Origin of the sequence: Aquimarina litoralis, from assembly GCF_039523995.1 — a bacterium.
Taxonomy (GTDB): Bacteria; Bacteroidota; Bacteroidia; order Flavobacteriales; family Flavobacteriaceae; genus Aquimarina; species Aquimarina litoralis.
Genome location: NZ_BAAAGE010000001.1, coordinates 1,344,758 through 1,369,804, shown reverse-complemented (window position 1 = coordinate 1,369,804; position 25,047 = coordinate 1,344,758). Strand labels below are relative to the sequence as shown.

Sequence of the window (25,047 nt, the reverse complement as noted above, 5' to 3'; positions counted from 1 at the left end):
AGCAAGGAAATTTCTGTAAACAATTACGCTTTAGTTTTGTTACATTTATAGTGTGAAGAAAACCGTTTTTATTTTTGGTGCTTTAGTACTGGCATTGCTTACCCTATTTAAGTTAAGTAAATACAGTTTTGTTTCAGGCAATACCTCTATTGAATTTATTCTAGCTGCTATAGCAATTATCTTTTTTGTTATTGGAGTAATGATCAACAGAAAGGTGCTTCATAAAAATAAAACTTCTGGTAAAGAAATTGATCATAAAAAAATCAAACAGCTTGGATTGAGTAAACGAGAGTATGAAGTATTATGCGAAATAGCTTTAGGTTTATCGAATAAAGAAATTGCCGATAAACTTTTTGTTTCCGAAAGTACGATAAAAACACACGTATCTAACATTCTGGTTAAATTAGACGCCAAACGAAGAACCCAAGCCATACAAATTGCTAAAGAGTTAAAAATTATCCCTTTTTAAAGATGTTTAGTACTAAAGTACTACTAAGTACACTACAAACAATATCACCACTTTTAGCTAAAAATAAGATTTCATACTTTAGTATGAGTAGTTTTTTGGGAGCCTAATTTACTTTTGAGCTCAACCTTATAAATACATATACAAATGAAAAACACAGTTATTCGTTACGGAATTTATGGTGCCATCACCATATCCATATTGTTTCTATTAGCACTTACTTTGGGTAAAGATCTTTCCTATTTCGCACAAGAAGTTATTGGTTATACAAGCATGGTCGTTTCTTTACTTTTCGTTTTTTTTGGGATCAAACATTATAGAGATCATGAGAATGATGGTTTTGTTTCTTTTGGAAAAGCCCTACTCATAGGAATACTGATATCCTTATTTGCAGCATTGGCATTTGGGATTATCGATCTCATCTATATTTTATATATAAATCCAGATTTTGCTGCTGAATATTATGGCCATATGGTAGAGCAAATGAAAACAACACTTCCTGAAGAAGAGTTTAAAATTAAACTTGCAGAACTTGAAGCCGAAAAGGAGTTGTTCTCAAGTCCGGTCATGAATTTTTTATTAATGTCATTTACTGTTCTCATCATAGGATTTATAATTTCATTAATTTCAGGTCTCATTTTACAAAGAAAATCAACCACCAATAACTAAAACAAAACTAGATCATGCAGTATAAAGCAAACTCACCAGAAGAGTATATCAATGCCATTCCAGAAGAACGTAAAGAGGTCATGCAAACCCTTAGAAAAGTAATCTTGGAGAATCTTCCAGATGGATTTTCCGAAGTAATGAGTTATGGAATGATAGGGTATGTAGTTCCTCATGAGCTATATCCTAATGGATATCATTGTGACCCTAAATTACCACTACCATTTATGAATATTGCGTCTCAAAAGAATTTTATTGCGGTATATCATTCTGGTATGTATGCAGATAAAAATTTAATGGATTGGTTTGTTGGAGAATACCCTAAATATGTAAAAACAAGACTGGATATGGGCAAAAGTTGCGTTCGATTTAAAAAAATTGATACCATACCTATGGAATTAATTGGCGAACTTGCTTCTAAAATGACTCCAAAACAATGGATAGAATTATATGAAGCGAATATAAAAAAGAAGTAAGCAATAACAATTTTATAAGATTCCCTTATTCAAGGGAATGACTAAAAACATATAATTATGAAAAGAGTAACTGGATTAGGAGGATTTTTCTTTAAAACAAAGAATCCAAAGGCTACCAAAGAATGGTATGGAAAACATTTGGGATTACCAGTTGATGACTACGGCTGTACTTTTTGGTGGAAAGACAAAGAAAATAATGATTGCTCTACCCAATGGAGTCCTTTTAAAGAAGATACTAGTTATTTTGCACCAAGCGAAAAGCAATTCATGATGAATTTTAGGGTAGAAAACTTAGAAGAACTTCTTAAGGTCTTAAAGGAAGAAGGAGTCCAAATAGTAGGAGAAATTGAGGAGTACGACTATGGAAAATTTGGTTGGATTCTAGATCCTGAAGGAAATAAAATTGAGCTCTGGGAACCCGTAGACAAGGCGTTTCTATAAGCCAAAAAGAGATAAATATTTTTTGTAACTTTCTACTCACTAATCAATTATATAACTATTATTTATGAGCGAAGAAAACAAAAACCTTGGTGACGATCTAAAAAAAGGGGCTGAAGAAGCTTTTGATAGCGCAAAAGATGCTGCTAAAAAAGCATCCGAAAAAGCAGGTGATTTTGCAGATGACGCAAAAGATGCAATAAGTGATTTCGCAGAGGATGCTAAGGAAACGGCAAATGAATTTGCAAAAGAAGCCAAAGAAACTTTTAATGAAGTAACTGGTGACAATAAAAAAGTTCTAGCAGGTATTTTAGCCATACTTCTAGGAGGTTTAGGTATTCATAAATTTGTCTTAGGATATACTAAAGAAGGTATTATTCAATTGATATTAGGATTTGCTTGTGGAATTGGTACTGTTATTGGGATAATAGAAGGTATCATTTATCTTACAAAATCTGATAATGAATTTTATCAAACGTACCAAGCAGGAAAAAAACCTTGGTTCTAGATATAAGATAAAAGCCAAAAAAAACACTTTTGGCTTTTTAATTTTATTTTATTATCGTAATATTGCGATATTATAATTTAAATATGGGTATTACTAAAACGCAAATATTTGATCGAAGGCAAAATGAATTGGCTCAACTTTTTAAAATACTTGGACATCCAGCAAGAATTGCCATACTGCAATACATCAGTAAACAAGATGCTTGTATATGCAATGATTTAGTAGAAGAAATAGGTTTAGCTCAAGCTACCATATCCCAACATTTGAAGGAATTAAAAAGTATTGGATTATTAAAAGGAGAGATCGAAGGAAAAAGCATGTGTTATTGTATTGATATTGATAATTGGAATGCATTACAACAAAATTTGAACTCATTTTTTAACACCACCAAACAGAATTGTTGTTAAACTAAAAAATATATTATGAATACATCAGAATTTATCTCTCTATTGGGAGAACATCAGGAGAAGTCGTTACTTTTCGAATATGCACCAGGAATGTTAGTAGGTGCAAACTATCACGTTACCGAAGTTAAGCATGTTACTATTGATTCTGTAGACTGTGGTGCCGGAAAGGATTCTTGGAAAGAAACCATCATTCAGTTATGGGAAAGTCCATTAGAACTAGGAAAAACAGATTATCTAACCACCTATAAAGCGTTAGGCATTCTCCAAAAAGTGGGAAAAATATCAACTTATGATATGGATGCGGTTGTAAAAATTGAATACGGTAATACTATGTTTCATACCGCTCATTTACACATTACTGGTTTTAGTGCTCAAGAAGGAAAATTAATCATCAGATTATCAGTACAACCTACAGATTGCAAAGCAAAAGAAACTTGTGGCATTCCCGAAACAAGCGCTACCGCAAATGCTTGTGCACCTGGAAGTGGGTGTTGCTAGATATAATGAGTATCGAAGTCGAAATAACTAATTTTACCAAACAAGATTGGCCTAATATCGCTACAATCTATAAAGAAGGTATTGACACCGGAATTGCAACTTTCGAGACTACTGTTCCAACATGGGAACAATGGGATACATCACATATTAATTCTTGTAGGCTAAAAGCTGTTCTAAATACCGAAACGGTCGGTTGGGCGGCACTAGCACCTACGTCTAAAAGAGAAGTTTATAAAGGTGTTGCAGAAGTTAGCATTTATATAACATCAAAACATCGAAATTTAGGTATTGGAAAGTTACTTTTGACCAATTTGATTACCGAAAGCGAAAAAGAAGGGTTTTGGACATTACAAGCCGGTATCTTTAGTAAAAATAATGCTAGCATTAAGCTACACACCAATGTAGGTTTTAGAATCATTGGGTATAGAGAAAAAGTAGCTAAATTAAATCACATTTGGTATGATAATATCATTTTAGAAAGAAGAAGTAAAAAAATTATATAACCGCAAAACACCACAAAATGAATATTTTAGTTTTATGTACAGGAAACTCTTGTAGAAGTCAAATGGCAGAAGGGTATCTAAAACACTTTGTAAAAGATAACGCAACAGTGTATAGTGCAGGAGTAGAAACTCATGGAGTTAATCCAAGAGCTATTGCTATTATGAAAGAAGATAATATTGATATATCAAATCATACATCAAACAACCTAGATGAATATTTAGATATTAAATTTGATTATATACTTACAGTTTGTGACAACGCTAAGGAAAGATGTCCATTCTTTCCAGGAAAAGCTGAACGTTTACATTATAACTTCTTTGATCCATCAAAAGTAGAAGGAACAGAAGAAGAAATTCATGCTGCTTTTACAAAAACCAGAAATCAGATTAGGGAGTATTGTGAAGATTTTGTAGCTAAAAATGTTTTACAGACTTCCTAAATATACATCAACGACTTATCGATCAATTTTGAAACCTGGTTTGGCATAATTCTCAGGAATATTGGAAGGAGGTACCATCAGAGAATTTCCATCTCTTACAGCATGATAGTGAGGAGATAAAATCTCAATTCCTGCCTGATGCAGTTCATTTTTGATATTTTCATGTAATACAGAATAAATCTTAGATGACTTTTCTGGATTTTTTGTGTAAACATTTAATTCATAATGTACATAAAAGTCATCCAAACTTTTAATCAACACAAAGGGTACAGGTTCCGATAATACGCTATCTGTACTCTTTGCTCCTTTTTTAAGAGCTTCAATTACATCATCACTTGGTACATCATATCCTATGGTTACCGAAGTATGTAAAATAACACCCACATCTTCTGATGCATTTTTTGTGAAATTGATAATATGATTTCCAAGAATGGAAGAATTAGGAATGGTAACATCTAAATTCTTAATTGTTCTAATTCTGGTTACTAATAAACTTCTTTCCGTGACATCACCAATAGTATTCCCAATTTCCACCCTATCTCCTACTTTAAAAGGTCTCATATACGTAATTACAACGCCAGCAACAATATTAGAGATAGCTGATGTAGATCCTAAAGAAAATAATATTCCAAAGAAAATAGATAACCCCTTAAAAGCTGGAGAATCAGAACCTGGGATATAAGGAAAAACGATAATCAATGCAAAAGCAATAATAAAAACACGTAATAGATTAAACGTAGGTCTTGCCCAATCTGCATGAAAACCATCTAATCTAACTGCTTCCTTCTCTAATTCTGTAGTTACGTATTTTAAGAATCTTATTAGATATTTAGTAACTAAAAAAATTACAATTATAAAAAAGAGATTGGGTATAAATCCAATCAAACCATCATATAAAAATATCAATGGTTTCTTTATATATCCAAGTACTACATCCGCATATTCTTTAGTTTGTGGTACCAAACTAAATAAGAAAGGGAGATAGAAAACAAAGAAGATTAAAACAACAGTAATCTTAAGTAGCCTAAGAATGAAAGTTAATATATGCCTTTCTCTCCTAGGGGTAATGAATCTAAAAAACTGCGAGAATTTTGTTCTTCCGAAGAAAATATTGTTTTCTAATTTACTTATTTTGCTCTGTAGCCATTTGAAAAACTTTTTATTCAGAAATAGGAAAAGTATAACGCCCAACAGCGCAATTGCAAAATAAATGTATTGTACTACCACAGTTAGATATTTTAACCTTCAAATTAGGAAAATATCTCAGGAACTGAAAGAAATAGGTTATTAAAAAAAGGGAATATTACGATCAAATACACAAAACCATCGACAATAATATTACTTATCAGCATTTTTAAAGTACTTCTGCTCCAGTTCTGCTTGAAATTCTTCCATCACTGGTTTAACTGTACTATCAGGAAGATCTGCAATTCTGATATACATTAGACCATCTACAGCATTATTAAAAAGAGGATCCACATTAAATGCTACTACTTTTGCATTCTGCTTGATATATTTCTTTATCAGAACTGGTATACGAAGACTTCCAGGCTCTATTTCATCAATAATTTTATCAAACTTATTCAGATCGCTTCTACTCTCATCAAAAACAAAATCTTTATCAGCGTCTTTTAGTTTTACCTTAAACTCTTTCTTTGGTCTAACATACTGAGCAACGTACGGATCATAATAATGAGATTTCATAAACTCTATCATTAGTGATTTAGAGAAGCTACTAAACTTGTTACTAATACTCACGCCGCCTATTAGATATTTGTGCTCAGGAAATCTAAGCGTACAATGAACAATACCTTTCCAAAGTAAAAACAATGGCATTGGTCTTTGCTGATATTCTTTGATAATAAAAGCCCTACCCATTTCTATAGATTGGCTCATCATTTTATGTAGCTCTGGTTCAAACCTAAAAAGATCTTGCAGATAAAATCCATCTATCCCATACTTAGAATAAATTTCTGTACCCATTCCCATTCTATAGGCACCCGCTAACTTTTTGGCACTATTATCCCATAAGAACATGTGGTGATAGTAATCATCAAATGGATCTAAATCTATAGATTGATTTGTTCCTTCACCTATTTCTCTAAAAGTAATTTCTCTTAATCTTCCTATTTCGTGTACTACGTTTGGAATACATTCAGTTTTTGCTAGAAAAACCTCATAATTTTTGCTAGCAAGCAAACGCTTATCATTTTCTCTACAATACTCCAATTCCAATTCTATAGCACTAATACTGCCTTCTAAAGCAATTTGCTTAGGAGATTTAGGAAGTTTAAGATTTTGTGGAATAGATTCTCGTAATGTCTTCTTCTCATAAGGATTTGCCAACATATACGTCTTTTTACGTAAAAATGTGGTAAAATCTTCGATATTATCGTACTCCTCTTGATCTTTTACAGAAACAGGATTCCCTATCCTAACCTTAATTACCTTATTCTCTTGTGAGAATAATTCACTAGGCAATTTAGCAGTTCTAAGGGTATCATTCATAGATGCTAACTGGTAAAACAATCTACTATTCCTAGCATGAAAATAAATTGGAATTACGGGAACTTTTGCCTTTTTTACCAATCGCATAGCTCCTGATTCCCAAGGTTTATCTACATACTGTTTACCTTCTTTAATAGTAGAAACTTCTCCAGCCGGAAAAATCCCTAAAGGCTTTCCTTCTTTAAGATGTATAATAGCTTCTTTAATTCCTTTAAGACTAGATTTTGCTTCTTTCCTTCCTTCAAAAGGATTTACAGGCATGATATATTGTTTTAACGGAATAAAATTATGTAGTAAAAAATTCGCTATAATTTTATAATCAGAACGATGTTCTAACATTAATTTTAGCAACAAAATTCCATCTAATCCACCAAGCGGGTGATTAGAAAGGGTAATAAATGCGCCGTTTTTTGGCAACCTTCTTAAATCTTCTGGAGGAATTTCGAAAGTAACCCCATACATCTCCAATACAGCATTTACAAAATCTTCGCCTCTCAAATGACTAATTTGATCATATTGACGATTAATTTTTGATAACCTCGTGATTTTTAAAATCATCCAGCCAACAAAAGTGCCAATAAAACCAAGTTTATCCAATTTGAGCCCTTTGGCTACTTCTTTTGAGGTGACTACCGCCATTAAATAAGTTTTGTGCTAACTACAAATATAACAAAATCATTGAATAGAGTATCTTACTGCTTTGCAACCATTTGATAGGTTTCTTTTGTACTTTGTTTAAGCAAAATATCCATGTTATCTTCTAAAAACTCAATTGCATTACTTGTAAAATGCCTAATCGTAAATAGTGAAACGTTCTTTTCGTACCTAACACGGAATTTAGCTTTTAAATGCACTAATAACTGATCAAAATTATGAAACTTATCATCTAGACAAACAGAGAAACTTATAGCAGAGTTCTGAATGAGATCTACCTTTAGATGATATTGATGAAAAAGACTAAATATTTCGCTGATATTTTCTTCTACAATGAAAGAAAAATCCAAAGAAGACAGTGATAACAATATCTGATTTTTTTTAACAATAAAACAAGGCATATGTGGAACTAAACTCTGCCCTTTTCTTACTGATGTTCCTTCATTTTTGGGATTAACAAATGACTTTACAAATAAAGGTATCTCTTTCCTTTGTAATGGCTGCAATGTTTTTGGATGAATTACGGACGCTCCATAAAACGCCAATTCAATGGCTTCTTCATAAGAAATTTGGGAAAGTAACTCCGTATTCTGAAAAACCCTTGGATCTCCATTTAAAACACCAGGAACGTCTTTCCATATAGTTACACTTGTTGCATTTGTGCAATAAGCAAAAATCCCCGCGGTATAATCACTTCCTTCTCTTCCTAATGTAGTAGTAAAATTGTTACTATCCGAACCAATAAAACCCTGAGTAATTGTCAACCCCTTTTTAATAGCCTTATTTCCAATGAGTTGCTGCGTTTTCTCCCAATCTACAGTAGCATCTCTGTAATGATCATTAGTTTTTATTACATCTCGAGCATCTAGTAACGTATTTGCATATCCTTTTTCAGATAAATATTCACTAACAATAGTAGTAGAAATTAATTCTCCATAGCTCACTGTCTGATCATAAACATAATCATATCGTGCGGATTTATTTCTTTTCAACATAGTTTCCAGATCAGAAATTAAAGAAGTAACTTTCTCAAAAACTGGATGTTGAATATTATTAAAAAGATCTTCTAAAATCCGAAAATGATACGTTTTTATGAGTTCTAGAGAATCTCCGAACTCCGAATTTTTGTTTAGATAATTCTCTACCACTGCTTCCAAAGCGTTTGTCATCTTACCCATAGCAGACACGATAATAATTGTATCCGCATGCCCAACTTTTTGCAGCACCTTGATTAGATTTTGCACTCCTTCAGCGTCTTTTACGGATGCTCCTCCAAATTTAAAAACCCTCATTGATTTATCTAATTTCCCAGTATATGATACTTCAGTTTTGCCTAATTCTTAGACACAAAAGCTTGTAATCCTTGTTCATCCATTTGTACTACCTGCCAACCTTCTAAAATCTTAGCCCCACTTTTTAGATAAAAATTTACTGCTGGCGTATTCCAATCCAAAACATTCCATTCTACACGTTTTACACCTTTCTCTTTTCCATATTGCATAACCCTCTTATAAAGAGCCATTCCAATACCTGAACCTCTCATAGATTCTCTCACAATCAAATCTTCTAAATGAACCGTTCTTCCTTTCCAAGTAGAAAATCTAAAATATACCAATGCCAAACCTACGATTTCACCTACAGCCGTTTCAGCAACAAAACAATGAAACAATGGTTTATTTCCAAAACCCTCCTTTACTAAATCGTCTACTGTAACTTCTACAGCATCGGGTTCTTTTTCAAAAACGGCTAATTCTTTGATTAATTGAAGTACTTGCGGCATATCTCCTGCCACTCCTTCTCGTATAATATAGTCCATAGGTCAAAAGTTTATCAAAACTATAAAATATGTGTTAGAATCTAGATAATTTTACAATCTTATATAGAACTAATTTTAGTTTTTATAAAACTCACTAAAGTTTGACAAATTAGCTCTACGAAAACGTTTTAGTTGTCTAAAAAATAATATTTTTGCACAAATCCAACACAACCTAACATGACAAGAAAAAACCAAACTTTAGGAGAGTTTATTATAGAAAACCAAAAAGATTTTCCATATGCAAGTGGTGAACTTTCACGACTGATCAATTCCATTCGCCTTGCTGCAAAAATGGTAAATCACGAAGTAAACAAGGCAGGTTTAGTAGACATAACAGGAGCTGTTGGAGAAACAAATATACAAGGTGAAGATCAACAAAAATTAGATGTACTTGCCAATGAAACATTCATTAACACCTTAACCAATAGAGAAATTGTTTGTGGTATTGCCTCTGAGGAAAATGATAATTTCATTACCATTAAAGGTCAAAAAAGTGATCATAGGAATAATTATGTAGTTTTAATGGATCCTTTAGATGGCAGCTCTAATATTGATGTTAATGTCTCAGTAGGAACTATCTTTTCTATTTATCGCAGAATTACTCCAACAGGAACACCCGTAACCATTGAAGATTTTTTACAACCTGGAAATTTGCAGGTAGCCGCAGGATACATTATTTACGGAACCTCCACAATGTTGGTATACACAACCGGAAATGGAGTAAATGGTTTTACATTAAACCCAGCTCTAGGAACCTATTATCTTTCGCATCCTAATATGACATTTCCCGAGGATGGTAGAATTTATTCTGTAAATGAAGGAAACTATATTCATTTCCCTCAAGGAATTAAAGATTATATAAAATACTGCCAGGAAGAAAAAGATGATCGTCCTTATACATCAAGATATATTGGATCATTAGTAAGCGATATTCATAGAAATATGATAAAAGGTGGAATTTATATGTATCCTAGTACTTCCAAATCTCCTAATGGAAAACTACGATTGCTATACGAATGTAATCCTATGGCATTTTTAGCAGAACAAGCTGGTGGATTTGCTAGTGATGGATTTAGAAGAATACTAGAAATTAAACCTACCGAATTACACGAAAGAACACCGTTTATCTGCGGAAGCAAAAACATGGTTAAGAAAGTAGAATCTTTTATGCAAAAGGAGAGTACGAAATAATATATTCTTCCGATCTTACATAGTAATAATAATACAATGATCTGTATTTAAATTGGATACTGCTTTTTTTTTAGTATTCTTGCATAATAAATATATCTGTCTGTAGGCCTACCCCTCACTCTTCCCTTTGACTATAGATTAGATGGATTATATTTTTAATGGAGTTGAAAGGAAATAATGATTAACATTATTACTCATTGACTGTATTTTTTAATGTTTTTATATTAAATTTACTTTTAGCTCATAGAATAAACATAAATTGACCGATAATGGCTAAAGAAACTAAAGCTGTCCAGGAACAGGTTGCTAACGATCCTTCTTCAAAGATAGAAGCAATAAAAAATTTAATTTTTGGAGAAAATATTGCGGCTTATAACTCTGAATTTGACGCCGTAAAAAAAGACATTTCTTCTAAAAAGAAAGAACTAGAGGATTTTATTGAGGATACAAGAAAAGAGCTACATCAGGCTATTGATAATTTAAGTACTGATATTAATATTAGAATTACTGAATTAGAAGATAATTTAGCAGACAAAGTTTCTATGTTAGATGATAAAAAAGTCGACAGAAAAACGTTAGGCGATCTTTTGATTGCCATGGGCGAGAAAATCAATAAGTAATCTGCCTATCCAAGATTATGGAAGAGCAGGACAAATTTAAAATTCTTAAAGAACTTCTTCTTACGGATGAGAAGGAGTATGCAGATTCCATTGCTAAAAAAGTTGAAGAACTTAGTAAAATCGTTCACCAAAAAAGAGAACTTTCCTATAAAGTAGATCCTATTATTGATGACAAATTAGAAGAGTTTGTTGAAGAAATTCCTAAAACATTAGGTCCAACGATTACACAAACGCTAAAAGAAGAAATTAAGAATTCTCAGGATGCCGTTGTAGAAGCTTTATTTCCAATTATAGGAAAGATGATTAAGCGATACATCGCTCATGAAATGAAACTCTTAAGCGACAACATCAACAAAAAAACCAAACAAGCTTTCTCTTTTAAAAATTGGTTTAGAAGAACTAAAGCTAAAGCACAAGGTATCAGTGACGGTGATTTGGCAATTTCGGATTACGCCAAACCCAGATTAATCCAAATGTTTGTCGTTGAAAAAGATTCAGGATTACTTATTGCTGATTATAGTCCTCTTTCTGATGGCACAATTGATAAAGATATGGTAGCTGGTATGCTTACCGCAATAAAGGGGTTTGTTGAGGATGCTTTTCAGGGTGGTAATCAAAACTTAGAAACTATAGAATACGAACTATACACTATACATATACAGAATTTTTATTCTTATTATATAGCAGCTGTTATTTCTGGTGCCTACAACATCATGTTTAAAGAAGTATTGGAAGATCAAATTATTGAATTTGCTAAGAATCATATTTCCAGAAGGGATCTAGAAAATAATGAGCTTTTTACAAATAAATTAAAAAAACATTTTGAAGATGACATTGTCTAAAAAAGTAGTGCTTTTAGGACACTTTGGAGTTGGGAAAACATCGTTGTTTAGACGTTTTGTTGACAACGAATTTTCTGAAGATTATAAAGTAACATTAGGAGTTCAGATAAAAAAGAAAGTTGTTGAAATGCCAGATGGCAGAGAACTTTCGATGATCATTTGGGATACCGAAGGTCATACCGATATCGAAGACACACGAAAATCATATCTTCTTGGCTCTAACGCTTTTATTTACGTATTTGACCTTACAAGAATAGACACCTATAAAGATCTTACCAAAGATTTAGAATACCTCGCAAAAAATCACCCAAAAGTGATTATAAAAACAATTGGTAATAAATTGGATCTGGTGAGCGAAAAAGAAATCCAAAAGAAATTTGATGAGTTAAACATTACTGTAGATTGTTTAACAAGTGCTAAAACAAACAAAAATGTTCAGAATTTCTTTACTGATCTTTCTATCGAAATAACATCATAGCCCTATGACTTACCAAGAAGAAAAGTTGTTTTTTGATCAACAAATGCAATGCACAATTACAGGCCATGATGGTGTGATTAAGGAAACCGATGCAAATATTTTTAGTTGGAAAGTCAGTACTTCTATTTATGATGCACATCCTTTTTTCGAGATCATAAAAGGATTCTTAGAAATATTTGAAAAAGAAGAAACCACCTATAATTTTCCTTGTATTCACTTAGAAGAAGGAAAACTAGAAAAGATATGCGATGTAACTATCAAAATCAATACAAAAGAAGTAGTTATTCTCTTATTCGATTATTCGTCTAAATATCATGAGCTAAATAAAATAGCGCAACAAAAAAATGAATCTGTTCTTAGAGCTAAAGAATTAGAGCTCAAAAATAAATTCCTTATTGATAAAGAGAAATTTAAAAACAGTTTTATCGCTAATATCAATCATGAAATCAGAACTCCTTTAACCAGTATTTTGGGATTTATAGAGGTATTGCAAAAGACTAATTTAAATTTTGAACAAGAAGAATTAGCAAGAATTATAAAAAGACAAAGTCTACACCTTAACTCTTTAATAGAGGATATGGTAGATATTTCTAAAATAGAATCTGGTAAAATAAAAATTGTAGAAGAGCGCTTTTTGTTTGTAAATCTCATGGAAGGTTTCCAAGAAACCTATTCGAAATTAGCTGAAGACCGAGGGTTAGCATTTGAAACGTATATTGATCCTAATATTCAGGAGTATTTAATTGGAGATCGAACCAGAGTATTCCAGATTATTAATAATGTGCTTAATAATGCCTTCAAATTTACTGAAGAAGGTAAAGTAAGTCTTTCTGTGACTAAAAACTTTCAACGAACCAATAAGTTAAGTGTTAGTTTCAAAATTGAAGATACCGGATTAGGAATACATGAAGAAGACCTCGAAAATATCTTTGATAGATTTACTCGTTTTAATAGAGATAAACAGATTTCGGGAACAGGATTAGGACTAGCTATTGTAAAAGATTTAGTAGACCTTCTCAATGGTGAAATTAAAGTAACTAGCGAACCGGATAAAGGGACTACTTTTGATATTAAACTACCATTTAAGTTTGAAATTTCAAAAGCTAAGCCAGAAAAGAAAAAGAAAAAATATAGTTTACCCGAATCAAAAAAGAAATTCAGAATTCTAGTTGTGGAAGACGAAGAGTCTACCCAATTCTTAATTATGAAAGTTCTTATTGATCATGGTAGTTTCTTTGTAGATGTTGCTATGAATGGAGAACAGGCCATTAGTTATATGGAACGAAGAAATTATGACTTGGTTCTTATGGATCTGGAATTATCAAAAATAGATGGCTATAAGGCCACTCATATGATACGCAAAAATTATGGCGATAAAGCCATAGCAGAGGTGCCAATCATTGGTTTTACTGCCAGAGCTACCGAAGCAGAACGAGATAAATGCCTGAGATCTGGAATGGATGATTTTATCGCCAAACCTTTTGAACAAGAAGATTTACTCTATAAAATAGTTAAACAAATAGCTAAAAAAGCCGCTTCATAAAAGCGGCTTTTGTCATTTTGGTTGGATTTGTTTTCCTTGTTTACAAAGAAAACTATCTGTTCATATTTTTAATCTCTTCAGCAAAAGTATCTCCATCCACATCCTGATCTACTAATGTTAAGGCTTTATCCACAACGTATTTTGCATTATCGGATTTAAACCCTAATCCGATACATAATTTTTCTAATAAAACTACCTGATCATCTCCTTTGATGTTATCTGCATATACCATTCTCGCTAAATCAAATAACCTTTCTAATCTTGCATCATAGCTAGTTGGTGGATTGATAGGATGAGCAGCATAATTCTTAGAAATTTCTTTATAATCATTTTCAGAAATATCAAGGTTACGAGCCAATCTATCTAAGAACGCTCTCTCTTCGTCTGTTATAACTCCATCACTCATTGCTACTCTTACAATAGCAGCAAAATGGTCTTGATTTCTCTTTTGAAACCCACTATCAAATAAATCAGATATCGACATTATGTATTTTGTTTATTTTGCCGCAAATATAACCAAACTTAATTCCTTTTAAAATATATAGGTATCCTTTTTTAAGGTAAACAAAATATTTAAGGGATTCAACACGTTGATGTTCGATAATTATATAGAAATACAATTTTAGTAACGGCATATTGGATTCCATACTGAATTCAATATTTTTGGACTATGCAAATTCATCACATCAAAAAACAAAAGATCATTCTTATGATCTTTATACTTATCATCACCCTTACTGGATACACTCAAAACACTGCTATACCTGATTCTGTACAAAACAAGACACTAGACGAACTGGAAAATCTTCTAATAAAAAATGTAAAAGACTCTATCAAGGTTACATTTTATGCTGAAATATTATTAGCTAAAGCCAAACTAAAAAAAGATAATCTAGGATTAGCAAAAGGTTATTTTCAAGTATCCTTCAATCATATCCATAATCCATCAAAAAGAATTATTTATCTAGATAGCTCTATCCATTACAGTTCTAATTTAAAGCATGACTTGTATCCAGTAATTTCATATGTAAACAGAGCAGGTTCCTACAAAGAAATTGGTAATTACAATAAAGCATTGGATGATTATTTAAAAGCTTTAGAATTCGTTGATACCGTAAATACCAATTTATATAATGTAGTCAAACATAATATCGGTAGATTAAAAGATGAAATAGGAGAGTATCAAGAAGCAAAAAAGATATACCTAGATGTAATGAAATATGAAATACATCGGGAGATTAAAGGGGAAGAGCATTTAATCACTATTCTAATGTTAGCAGATTCTTATAGAAAATTAAACCAGATTGATTCTGCTTCCTATTATACTAACCTCGGCATTAAAGAATCTATTAAAGATACTCTAAACGTGTACTATTCATTCGTTTTGGCCGAAGGTATCAATCAATACTACAAAAAAGAATATGATGCTTCTATTGATAGTATCAACAAATCAATTCCGATGATTGAGAAACTAGAATCTCATAATATGGGAGCAATCGTAGATGGTTATTTACATTTAAGTAAAATTTATAAAGAGCATAGTGATGAAAAAATGTTGTTAAGTTCATTAGAAAAAATAGATTGGTATTATGAAAACACTAAGTACCGATCTTTAGAAATGCGTGAAGCATATGAACTATTTATAAATTACTATAAATCAATTGATGATAAAAACAAACAACTATATTATATAAATAAATTGTTTGCCGTGGATAGTGTATTAGATAGGGATTACAAAAGCTTGAACAAAACAATTACTAAAAAATACGATACTCCTCAATTACTTAAAGAGAAACAACATTTAATAAATACGCTACAGGAAAAGGAAAAGATCGTATCCCTAAAATATAGTATAACATTATTAGCGGTAATTATTCTTTTCATTTTTTTCTTATCAGTATATTATAGAAAAGTACAATACAAAAAAAGGTATCAAGCAATAATGCACCCCGAAAACAATCTTGAAATCAAAAAAACAGAACCACTAATTGCAAGAGAAAAAAATATCAATGACTCAAAATCCTTAGGTATTCCCGAAAATGTTGTTTCTGAAGTTTTAGAAAGACTTACACAATTTGAAGACAAAAATGGTTTTCTAACCCGTAATCTTACTATTTCTCACTTGGCCAAAAAATTAAATACCAATTCTAAATACTTGTCTAAAATCATTAATCAATACAAACAAAAAAGATTTAGTGTTTACATCAATGAATTAAGGGTAGACTATGTAATCGAACAACTGAAAGAAAATCCAAAATTTAGACTGTATAGTATTAAGGGAATTGCAAGAGAACTTGGATATAATAATGATCGTGCTTTTTCGAAAGCTTTTTATCAAAAAACAGGAATGTATCCGTCTTATTTCATCAAACAACTAGAAAAAGAAATAACCACATAAATCATTGATTTCCAATTTATACAAAGTGTCATTTCCATGAAAATACAGTAGTAAATTCTATGAATTAAATTTTTCAAAAAGAATAATAATTACTTTTATTTCTGAAACAAAAAGAACATATATATGAAAAACAAAAAAGGGAAAAAGCTTAGCTTACACAAAATTAAGGTTGCCAAATTAGAAAAACGTAATTTTTATGATGTAAAAGGAGGAAACACCTTAACCTTGCATAACGATGCTACTTTACTTCCTGATGGTTGTAATAGTGAAGAAAATTGTCCTACTGATTGGACATATGACTGTTCTGGTTCCAATGGGTGCAAATCTCGTATAAGAATATGTGGTGTATGGGATTAATTTTATAACCCTATAGATTCATAATATATGAGTAAAACAAAGCCACTCCTTTAAAAAGAGTGGCTTTATTATTAAGCTTGTTTAAAAATCTTAGCAAGGAACGCAAGCTACATGTTTCCCTGTGAAGAAGTCCAATTGAGAACAGGTCCCTGCAGGACAAATAGGGCAACCAAATCCTCCATTAATAGCTTGTTGATTGCTTTTAGAAATTGTTTTTACCCCGTTTAATTTTCTTAATTTATTCATCGTATAAAGTATTTAAAATGTTTTATCCCTGAACAGTTAAAGACACTCAAGGAATATGTCTACTATAGTACTTTTTATATTTTCACTAATTCTTTAAAAACAGGATCTTTAGAGATATTTTGGATCATCCTCTTTTTAGTTTCACTCTTCTTTTTCCGTAAATAATTCTCGGTACATCCAGTAATTCGCGCCATCTCTTGGTAATCTTTCCCTTCAAAAATTAGCTGCCACAACCTTTTTGTTGTATCCTGTAGATTAGCAAAATACGCGTGAAACAGTTGTTTACGTTCTTTCTGAAAAAGCTTCTCTATGACAGTAGATTCTTCATGATTCCAGTCATTGTTCAAAAGATCCATAAACAACAGTTTTTTGTTTCTATTTACAGTCTTTAACCACATATTTCTACAAACACCGTAAAAATAATTTTGGATTGGAGGCCTGATCATGAACTCTGGGTTTCTCAATTTTAGATATAACAATAACAGCGCATCTTGGAAAACGTCCTCGGTGTCTTCCAAACAACCACCATTTAGAAGAATATAATTTTTGACTATGGGAAAGTTCTTTTGATAAAACCTCCTTATGATGATTTCATTTCCACTTATTATCCCTTCTCGCATTTCTTGATCGCTAATCTCTTTCATATTTTTAGTACTCCTGAAAGTTATTTTCTAAAATTCTTTCTTCACTATCCTGAGATCAAATATAGCTTCACAAAATATTAATAAGCAAGAAGACGCGCGTCCAATTCATGGAATTGGAACTTATGAAATCGAATATTAAAAATTTAAATATCAAACAATTAAACCCCTACTAAGATGAGATAACAATTCTTTCATTATACAAAGAGAAATAGACAAAAAAAGTGCGGAACAGAGGAATTTATACTAACTATTCTGCAAAATAAGACCCAAAGAAAGAGCATCAACAACTCCTAATATTTCACTAAACACTTTTTTGTAAAACCAGTATTCCGTAATTTCCAAAAAACAATAAGAATATAGTTCTAACTCCTTATGCCATCTAGACCACTTTTAAAATTTACAGAAAAAGGAATCTATTGTGCTGTTGCAAAAGTATATTTAGATCCTTGGAAACCTGTAGATAAAGCAATCATTACTCATGGTCATGCAGATCACAGCAGATGGGGACACAAACAATATATAACACACCATACGAATATCCCTATTATCAAGCATCGCTTAGGAGATATAAATGTTACTGGAAAAGCATACGGAGAAACTTTTGTGATCAATAATGTAACGTTTAGCTTTCATCCTGCTGGTCATATCATTGGCAGTTCGCAAATCAGAGTGGAGCACAAAGGTGAAATTTGGGTGTTTACAGGAGACTATAAAGTAGAAAATGATGGAATCTCAATTCCCTTCGAACCTATTAAATGCCATACTTTTATCACAGAATGTACTTTTGGATTACCTGCGTTTAAATGGGCTTCTCAAAAAGATGTTTTTAACGATATTAATAATTGGTGGGCAGAAAATAAATCTGAAGGTAAAACATCCATTCTTTTTGGATATTCTCTGGGAAAAGCACAACGTCTCTTAAAATACTTAAATCCAGAAATTGGTAAAATTTATACCCATGGCGCCATAGAAAATATGACAAATGTTATTCGACCTATGGTTTCCTTTCCAGAGACAACCTTGGTGACAAGAGAAACCAAAAAAGAAGATTTTATTGGTAATATCGTTATTGCTCCACCAAGTGCTCATGGTAGTACTTGGATCAGAAAAATGGTTCCTTATGTTACTGCATCAGCAAGTGGATGGATGACCTTTAGAGGAGCAAGACGACGTAGAGCAATAGACAAGGGGTTTGTGCTTTCTGATCATTGTGATTGGGATGGGTTATTAACCGCCATTAACGAAACTGGAGCAACCAAAATTATTACCACACACGGATACACGGAGATTTTTTCAAAATATCTAAGAGAATTAGGGTATGATGCCCGAACAGAGAAAACACAGTACGAAGGTGAACTTGCCGAAATAGATACCAAAAAAGAAAGTGAGGTTCTCGAGTGAAACAATTTGCGAACCTCATCAAAACTTTAGACAGTACGAATAAAACAAACGTAAAAGTAAATGCGTTAGCCACCTATTTTGAGCAAGCACCAGAAAAAGACAAAGTATGGACGATTGCTATTCTCTCGCATCGGCGACCTCCTAGGCCTGTAAATACTACCTTATTAAGAACATGGGCTTCAGAACTAGCTAATATTCCACTTTGGTTGTTCGAAGAATCTTATCATATTGTAGGGGACCTTGCCGAAACCATTGCTTTGGTAATTCCATCTTCCACAAAAAGCACTACAAAAACGCTGACCCAATTTCTTGAAGAAATGATTACTCTTAAAAAGAAAACTGAGCAAGAAAAAAAGACATACCTTCATGAAAACTGGAAGGTTTTAAATTACTATGAACGTTTTGTATTTACCAAACTAATTACTGGTGGTTTTCGAATTGGAGTTAGTCAAAAATTAATGACACGAGCTTTATCAAAAGCCACACAAATTGATGAAGATATTTTAGCGTATAAGCTTATGGGAAATTGGAATCCAAATACTATTTCCTATCAGGATTTAGTACTAGAAGAAAAGGAATCTGACTTTCTTTCTAAACCCTACCCCTTCTATTTAGCGTATGCTGTAGAAAATGAAGTTTCTGATTTAGGAAATGTCTCAGAATGGTATGCGGAACATAAATGGGATGGAATTAGAGCACAAATTATTATTCGAAATAGAGAAATCTTTGTTTGGAGTCGTGGCGAAGAATTGGTTACTGACAAATACCCTGAATTTCAAAAGTTCTTAGATTTTATTCCTGATGGAACCGTTCTGGATGGTGAAATTTTACCATTTCCTAACGGAGAAATTGGAACTTTTAATGATCTACAAACCAGAATCGGTAGAAAAACCATTTCTAAAAATTTACTGCAAAAAACGCCTGTTATATTAAAAGCGTATGATCTATTAGAATGGAAAGGAAAAGATATTCGAAACCTTCCTTTTTCTAAAAGAAGAGAATTATTAGAATCTTTATACGATGATATTTTAAGTACACAAACACCAGAAGAGCATAAAATTCCTTTACATCTATCAGAAAAAATGACCTTTACTTCTTGGTCAGCACTAGCAAAAGAACGTGATAGATCTAGATTAGTAAGATCAGAAGGATTAATGCTAAAAAGAAAAGATTCTCCTTATTTGGTGGGACGTAAAAAAGGCGATTGGTGGAAATGGAAAGTAGATCCTTTAACTATAGATGCCGTACTTACCTATGCCATGAGAGGTCATGGGCGGCGATCTAATTTATTTACGGATTACACATTCGGATTATGGAATAATGACAAAACGGAACTCGTAACATTTGCAAAAGCATACTCTGGATTAACCGATGCAGAATTTCGAGAAGTTGATAAATTTATAAAAGCAAATACACTAGAGCGCTTTGGACCGGTAAGAAGTGTAACTCCAGAATTAGTTTTCGAAATAGCTTTCGAAGGAATTGCTTTGTCTAAAAGACATAAGAGTGGTGTTGCTACCCGTTTTCCTCGTATTTTACGATGGAGACAAGACAAAAAAATTGAAGAAGCCAATTCTTTAGAAGATTTAAAAACACTAATTCCAAGTAACATACAGGATTCATGACACAAAAGGAACTCTTTAATATAGCAGAATCCTGGTTTCAGCAACAGCAATGGAAATCTTTTCCTTTCCAAAAACAAAGTTGGAAAGCATTTTTACAGGGAAAAAACGGATTGTTAAACGCTCCAACAGGTAGTGGAAAAACTTATGCGTTGTGGGTACCGATTGTTCTCAATTACATCAAACAAAACCCTGATTATAAAAACAAACATAAAAAAGGTTTAAAAGCTATATGGATTACTCCCTTAAGAGCATTATCACAAGAAATAAAGCAAGCCACAGAACGATTTGCCGAAGACTTAGGCACACAACTCACTGTAGGAATTCGCACCGGTGACACCTCCCAAAAAGAAAGAGCAGCACAAAAAAGATCCATGCCGGATTTACTAATTACTACTCCAGAAAGTCTTCAACTGTTACTTGCTTCCAAAGGATATGATAAAACTTTTAAAAACTGCACTGCAATAGTTATCGATGAATGGCACGAACTCTTAGGAACCAAGCGTGGAGTACAAATTGAATTAGCTTTATCTCGACTTAAAACTATTGCAAAAGATCTTCGCATTTGGGGAATTTCAGCTACTATTGGAAACCTGGAACAAGCGAGAGAAGTATTATTAGGTCATCAATCAGAAGCATTAGAGAATTCGATTCTCGTAAAAGCAAATATCAAAAAGAAAATTAAAGTTCAGAGTATTATTCCTAAAGAAATGGAAACCTTTCCTTGGAGAGGCCATTTAGGGATTCACTTATTGGATGAGGTAGTGCCCATTATTAAAAAGAGTAAAACAACTTTGTTATTTACCAACACAAGGAGTCAATGCGAAATATGGTTCCAGAAAATTCTACAAAAATATCCCGAGTTTGCGGGAGAAATGGCCATGCATCATGGCAGTATCAATAAAGAAACACGTTTATGGGTAGAACAAGCCATCAGAAATGAATCACTAAAAGCCGTGGTTTGTACTTCTAGTCTGGATTTAGGGGTGGACTTTGCTCCTGTAGAAACTATTATTCAAATAGGCGGACCCAAAGGAGTAGCTCGCTTTTTACAACGTGCAGGTCGTAGTGGTCATCAACCTGGTAAAACCAGTGTGATTTATTTTTTACCAACACATGCTATAGAACTAGTGGAAGCTTCTGCCTTGCAACAAGCTGTTCAACAACATACAGTAGAAGATCGTATTCCTTATTTGAATAGTTTTGATGTACTCGTGCAATATCTTACCACACTGGCTGTTTCAGATGGTTTCCATCCAGAAACCATTTTCCCAGAAATCAAAAATACTTTCTGCTATCAGGCAATTTCTGAAGAGGACTGGAAATGGATTCTTAATTTTATTACTATCGGTAGTCAAAGCTTGCAACAATATGATGAGTATAAAAAAGTAGAAATTCTGGAAGATGGATTATTTAAAGTTAATAATCGAGGAATCGCCATGCGTCATCGTCTGCAGATTGGAACTATTGTAAGCGATGCAGTCTTAACTGTAAAGTACCTTAAAGGTGGTTATATTGGTAGTATTGAAGAGTGGTTTATCTCTAAATTGAAACCAGGTGATGTATTTACCTTTGCTGGTAGAAACCTTGAACTTGTTCGGATAAAGGAAATGAAAGTATTGGTTCGAAAATCTTCTAAAAGAACCTCTAAAGTCCCAAGCTGGATGGGTGGAAGATTGACACTCACTTCTCAAATGTCTGAATTGCTTCGTAACGAATTATACAAAGCTACTAATGAAGAAAAAAAGTCTCCAGAATTAATCGCATTGTCTCACATATTTAAAAAGCAAGAGGAAGAAAGTATCATTCCTGGTCCTGAAGAGTTTTTAATAGAAACCTTTAAAACTAAAGAAGGATATCATGCAATTTTTTATCCTTTTGAAGGAAGATTTGTTCATGAAGCTTTAGGAAGTTTATTAGCCTATCGTATTAGCCTCTTATCCCCCATTTCTTTCTCCATAGCTTTTAATGACTATGGTTTTGAGTTATTATCTGATCAGGAAATAGATATGCAGCAAGTGATCGATAATGATTTTTTTACCAAAGAATATATGCATAGCGATCTTCAGAAAAGCTTAAATGCTACAGAAATGGCAAGAAGAAAATTTAGAGATATTGCTGTGATCTCTGGGATGGTATTTACAGGGTATCCAGAAAAAATGCTCAAAAACAAGCATCTTCAATCCAGTTCTCAATTATTATTTAATGTTTTTAGAGACTTTGAATCAGACAATCTTCTATACCAACAGGCTTTTATAGAAACCTTCGAACATCAGTTGGAAGAAGGACGTTTACAAGAAGCATTAGAAAGAATTGAACAGCAAAAAATCGTTTGGAAATCCTGTAAAAAAGCAACTCCTCTTTCTTTTCCAATTATTACAGATCGACTTCGTGAAAAAATGTCTAGCGAAAAATTAGAAGATCGTATCAAAAAGATGGTAGCTTTGTTGTCTAAGAAATAAGTTTATTAGCATTCCTTTAGAAATTGCAAAAAATACAAATACAACATCAATCTTTCATCTTACACCCTTCTGGAGTTATATTTTGGGAAGAAAGAAATATGCTTTTGATTGCAGATCTACATCTCGGTAAAGTGTCTCATTTTAGAAAACATGGTAGTGCCGTTCCACAAAATGCAATCCAAAAAAACTTTGAACAACTAGACCATGTTATAAATGTATTTAACCCCAAACATATCTGTTTTCTGGGAGATCTTTTTCATAGTTACCTGAATAAGGAATGGGGTGTCTTCGAATCCTGGATTTCTCAAAGGTCAACCATAGAATTCGTTCTTGTTGTCGGTAACCATGATATTATTTCACCATCTAAATACGAGAAAATTGGTATAAAAGTAGCTTCAGAAATACTGATAGATGGTTTTTTATTAAGTCATCATCCAGAAGAACGTGACGGTTACTATAATTTTTGCGGGCATATTCATCCAGGAGTGCTACTGGGTGGTCTAGGTAAGCAGCGTTTGCGTTTGCCTTGTTTTTATCAAACAAAACATCAATTAATACTTCCTGCTTTTGGGGAGTTTACTGGCACTCATATCTTAGAACCTATAGAAAAAGTTAAAATATATGCTATTACCCAAAAGGAAGTTATTTTAGTGCATCAATAATACTTCATATGCAAAACCAACAACATCTTTTTGATCTTTCTGAAGAAATCACTTATCTCAATGGAGCATATATGTCTCCACAGCTAAAATCGGTAACAGATACTGGTATTTCTGCGGTACAAAGAAAAGCACAACCTTATGGAATTTTACCTGAAGATTTTTTTAGTCAAAGAGAAGTTTTAAAAAAACGTTTCGCATCGTTAATCAATGCACCAGACCATAATAATACTGCTATCATACCTTCTGTCTCTTATGGAATCGCGAATGCTGCGAATAATGTTCCACTACAAAAAGGAGATGAAATCATTTTGGTAGATGAACAGTTTCCTAGTAATGTTTATATCTGGCAAGAAGTAGCTAAAAAGAATAATGCACTTATAAAAATTGTATATCCTCCTAAAGAATTTAACAGCCGTGGCAAAAAATGGAATCAATCTATTTTAGATGCTATTTCGAAAAACACAGCTGTAATTGCTTTACCACATGTGCATTGGGCAGATGGCACTTTGTTTGATCTCCAAGCGATTAGAGAAAAAACAACCGCTGTAAATGCTATGATGGTCATTGATGGAACTCAAAGTATTGGTGCATTGCCATTTTCTGTAGAAGACATACAACCAGATGCCCTAATATGTGGGGGATACAAATGGTTATTAGGTCCTTATTCCATTGGAATGGCATATTACAGTGATGCTTTTAGCAATGGAACACCTATAGAGCACAATTGGATGAACAGACATAATAGTGAAGATTTTTCTGGATTGACTAATTATCAAGATCAGTATAAAGAAAAAGCAGCCAGATATTCCGTTGGAGAATCTAGCAATTTTATATTAACTCCAATGCTTACGAAAGCCATCGAACAGTTGATCCAATGGCAACCTAAAAATATTCAGGAGTACACTAAAAACATTTCAAAAGCAACTATTGATAAACTTAGAACCCTAGATTGTTTTATAGAAGATGCCGACTATAGAGCACATCACTTATTTGGCATATATCTTCCGGAGCATTTGAGTTTAGAAAAAATAAAAGCTAATCTAAAAAAAGAACAAATTTTTGTTTCCTACAGAGGAAATGCCATACGAGTATCTTGTAATGTGTATAATTCTGAAAAGGATTTTGAAAAATTGTTATCTCAGTTTCACTTATAAATCAGCTATATTTTTTGGATACAACTATGTAGCTATTATATTTGCTT

27 protein-coding genes are annotated in these 25,047 nt (G+C 32.6%); 21 read left to right on the top strand and 6 right to left on the bottom strand.

The window, feature by feature from the left end:
- Positions 1-52 precede the first annotated feature (52 nt).
- The 9 genes from ABD077_RS05595 (at position 53) to ABD077_RS05555 (ending at position 4,402) form a co-directional block, all read left to right on the top strand.
- Positions 53-469: a response regulator transcription factor gene (locus ABD077_RS05595; RefSeq protein ID WP_343911294.1), complete on the top strand. Its 417-nt coding sequence runs from the start codon at positions 53-55 to the stop codon at positions 467-469.
- A 144-nt stretch (positions 470-613) separates the two neighbouring features.
- Positions 614-1,135, top strand: coding sequence for a DUF4199 domain-containing protein (locus tag ABD077_RS05590; RefSeq protein ID WP_343911292.1), 522 nt, complete (start codon positions 614-616; stop codon positions 1,133-1,135).
- A gap of 14 nt (positions 1,136-1,149) precedes the next feature.
- Entirely contained in the window at positions 1,150-1,608 is a 459-nt protein-coding gene (locus ABD077_RS05585) for a DUF1801 domain-containing protein (protein WP_343911290.1), read from the top strand.
- A 54-nt stretch (positions 1,609-1,662) separates the two neighbouring features.
- The gene (locus ABD077_RS05580) at positions 1,663-2,049 is read left to right on the top strand and encodes a VOC family protein (protein ID WP_343911969.1); all 387 of its coding nucleotides are present in this window, start codon (positions 1,663-1,665) and stop codon (positions 2,047-2,049) included.
- Positions 2,050-2,113: 64 nt separating this feature from the next.
- Positions 2,114-2,554, top strand: a complete 441-nt coding sequence (locus ABD077_RS05575; protein ID WP_343911288.1) for an NINE protein — start codon at positions 2,114-2,116, stop codon at positions 2,552-2,554.
- Positions 2,555-2,637: 83 nt separating this feature from the next.
- Complete coding sequence (locus tag ABD077_RS05570) at positions 2,638-2,961, top strand: ArsR/SmtB family transcription factor (protein WP_343911286.1); 324 nt, start codon at positions 2,638-2,640, stop codon at positions 2,959-2,961.
- Between the two features lie 15 nt (positions 2,962-2,976).
- Positions 2,977-3,459, top strand: coding sequence for a DUF6428 family protein (locus tag ABD077_RS05565; RefSeq protein WP_343911284.1), 483 nt, complete (start codon positions 2,977-2,979; stop codon positions 3,457-3,459).
- A 5-nt stretch (positions 3,460-3,464) separates the two neighbouring features.
- Positions 3,465-3,962 (top strand): GNAT family N-acetyltransferase, encoded by a 498-nt coding sequence (locus ABD077_RS05560; protein ID WP_343911282.1) that lies wholly within the window; start codon positions 3,465-3,467, stop codon positions 3,960-3,962.
- Positions 3,963-3,979: 17 nt separating this feature from the next.
- Complete coding sequence (locus tag ABD077_RS05555; RefSeq protein WP_343911280.1) at positions 3,980-4,402, top strand: arsenate reductase ArsC; 423 nt, start codon at positions 3,980-3,982, stop codon at positions 4,400-4,402.
- A 15-nt stretch (positions 4,403-4,417) separates the two neighbouring features.
- Here ABD077_RS05555 and ABD077_RS05550 read toward each other — a convergent pair whose 3' ends face one another.
- The 4 genes from ABD077_RS05550 to ABD077_RS05535 form a co-directional block, all read right to left on the bottom strand.
- Positions 4,418-5,365, bottom strand: a complete 948-nt coding sequence (locus ABD077_RS05550) for a mechanosensitive ion channel family protein (RefSeq protein ID WP_343911278.1) — start codon at positions 5,363-5,365, stop codon at positions 4,418-4,420.
- 375 nt (positions 5,366-5,740) lie between these two features.
- Positions 5,741-7,549: a GNAT family N-acyltransferase gene (locus ABD077_RS05545; protein WP_343911276.1), complete on the bottom strand. Its 1,809-nt coding sequence runs from the start codon at positions 7,547-7,549 to the stop codon at positions 5,741-5,743.
- A 53-nt stretch (positions 7,550-7,602) separates the two neighbouring features.
- The gene (locus ABD077_RS05540) at positions 7,603-8,856 is read right to left on the bottom strand and encodes an aspartate kinase (RefSeq protein ID WP_343911274.1); all 1,254 of its coding nucleotides are present in this window, start codon (positions 8,854-8,856) and stop codon (positions 7,603-7,605) included.
- A 41-nt stretch (positions 8,857-8,897) separates the two neighbouring features.
- Positions 8,898-9,380, bottom strand: a complete 483-nt coding sequence (locus ABD077_RS05535) for a GNAT family N-acetyltransferase (RefSeq protein ID WP_343911272.1) — start codon at positions 9,378-9,380, stop codon at positions 8,898-8,900.
- 177 nt (positions 9,381-9,557) lie between these two features.
- Between ABD077_RS05535 and fbp the strand changes: the two genes are divergently transcribed.
- The 5 genes from fbp (at position 9,558) to ABD077_RS05510 (ending at position 14,054) form a co-directional block, all read left to right on the top strand.
- Complete coding sequence (gene fbp, locus ABD077_RS05530) at positions 9,558-10,571, top strand: class 1 fructose-bisphosphatase (RefSeq protein ID WP_343911270.1); 1,014 nt, start codon at positions 9,558-9,560, stop codon at positions 10,569-10,571.
- 269 nt (positions 10,572-10,840) lie between these two features.
- Positions 10,841-11,191 (top strand): fructose 1,6-bisphosphatase, encoded by a 351-nt coding sequence (locus ABD077_RS05525; RefSeq protein ID WP_299604297.1) that lies wholly within the window; start codon positions 10,841-10,843, stop codon positions 11,189-11,191.
- A 17-nt stretch (positions 11,192-11,208) separates the two neighbouring features.
- A complete protein-coding gene (locus tag ABD077_RS05520) occupies positions 11,209-12,033 on the top strand; it encodes a cell envelope biogenesis protein OmpA (protein WP_343911268.1) in 825 nt (274 codons plus the stop codon).
- The gene (locus tag ABD077_RS05515) at positions 12,020-12,511 is read left to right on the top strand and encodes a Rab family GTPase (protein ID WP_299604300.1); all 492 of its coding nucleotides are present in this window, start codon (positions 12,020-12,022) and stop codon (positions 12,509-12,511) included. The genes ABD077_RS05520 and ABD077_RS05515 overlap by 14 nt, the downstream gene beginning before the upstream one ends.
- A gap of 4 nt (positions 12,512-12,515) precedes the next feature.
- On the top strand, positions 12,516-14,054 hold the full coding sequence (locus ABD077_RS05510) for an ATP-binding response regulator (protein ID WP_343911265.1): 1,539 nt from the start codon (positions 12,516-12,518) through the stop codon (positions 14,052-14,054).
- 52 nt (positions 14,055-14,106) lie between these two features.
- Here the strand turns inward: ABD077_RS05510 and ABD077_RS05505 are convergent, their stop codons facing one another.
- Positions 14,107-14,538, bottom strand: coding sequence for a tellurite resistance TerB family protein (locus ABD077_RS05505; RefSeq protein ID WP_299894478.1), 432 nt, complete (start codon positions 14,536-14,538; stop codon positions 14,107-14,109).
- Positions 14,539-14,763: 225 nt separating this feature from the next.
- On the opposite strand from ABD077_RS05505, the gene ABD077_RS05500 reads away from it, so the two are divergent.
- Both ABD077_RS05500 and ABD077_RS05495 read left to right on the top strand, forming a co-directional pair.
- Entirely contained in the window at positions 14,764-16,452 is a 1,689-nt protein-coding gene (locus ABD077_RS05500; RefSeq protein WP_343911262.1) for a helix-turn-helix domain-containing protein, read from the top strand.
- A 123-nt stretch (positions 16,453-16,575) separates the two neighbouring features.
- Positions 16,576-16,809: a class I lanthipeptide gene (locus ABD077_RS05495; RefSeq protein ID WP_343911260.1), complete on the top strand. Its 234-nt coding sequence runs from the start codon at positions 16,576-16,578 to the stop codon at positions 16,807-16,809.
- Between the two features lie 320 nt (positions 16,810-17,129).
- On the opposite strand, the gene ABD077_RS05490 is transcribed toward ABD077_RS05495, so the two are convergent.
- Positions 17,130-17,699, bottom strand: a complete 570-nt coding sequence (locus ABD077_RS05490; RefSeq protein WP_343911258.1) for an RNA polymerase sigma factor — start codon at positions 17,697-17,699, stop codon at positions 17,130-17,132.
- 372 nt (positions 17,700-18,071) lie between these two features.
- Here ABD077_RS05490 and ABD077_RS05485 point away from each other — a divergent pair, with 372 nt between their 5' ends.
- The 5 genes from ABD077_RS05485 to ABD077_RS05465 are packed head-to-tail and all read left to right on the top strand — an operon-like array spanning position 18,072 to position 25,000.
- Positions 18,072-19,100 (top strand): ligase-associated DNA damage response exonuclease, encoded by a 1,029-nt coding sequence (locus ABD077_RS05485; protein ID WP_343911256.1) that lies wholly within the window; start codon positions 18,072-18,074, stop codon positions 19,098-19,100.
- A complete protein-coding gene (locus ABD077_RS05480; protein WP_343911254.1) occupies positions 19,097-20,725 on the top strand; it encodes an ATP-dependent DNA ligase in 1,629 nt (542 codons plus the stop codon). The genes ABD077_RS05485 and ABD077_RS05480 overlap by 4 nt, the downstream gene beginning before the upstream one ends.
- Positions 20,722-23,184 (top strand): ligase-associated DNA damage response DEXH box helicase, encoded by a 2,463-nt coding sequence (locus tag ABD077_RS05475; protein WP_343911252.1) that lies wholly within the window; start codon positions 20,722-20,724, stop codon positions 23,182-23,184. Before ABD077_RS05480 ends, ABD077_RS05475 begins: the two co-directional genes overlap by 4 nt.
- 23 nt (positions 23,185-23,207) lie before the next feature.
- Positions 23,208-23,846, top strand: a complete 639-nt coding sequence (gene pdeM / locus ABD077_RS05470; RefSeq protein WP_343911250.1) for a ligase-associated DNA damage response endonuclease PdeM — start codon at positions 23,208-23,210, stop codon at positions 23,844-23,846.
- Positions 23,847-23,854: 8 nt separating this feature from the next.
- Positions 23,855-25,000 carry an aminotransferase class V-fold PLP-dependent enzyme gene (locus ABD077_RS05465; RefSeq protein WP_343911248.1) on the top strand — a complete coding sequence of 382 codons (1,146 nt, stop codon included), beginning with the start codon at positions 23,855-23,857 and terminating at the stop codon, positions 24,998-25,000.
- Positions 25,001-25,047: the final 47 nt, after the last annotated feature.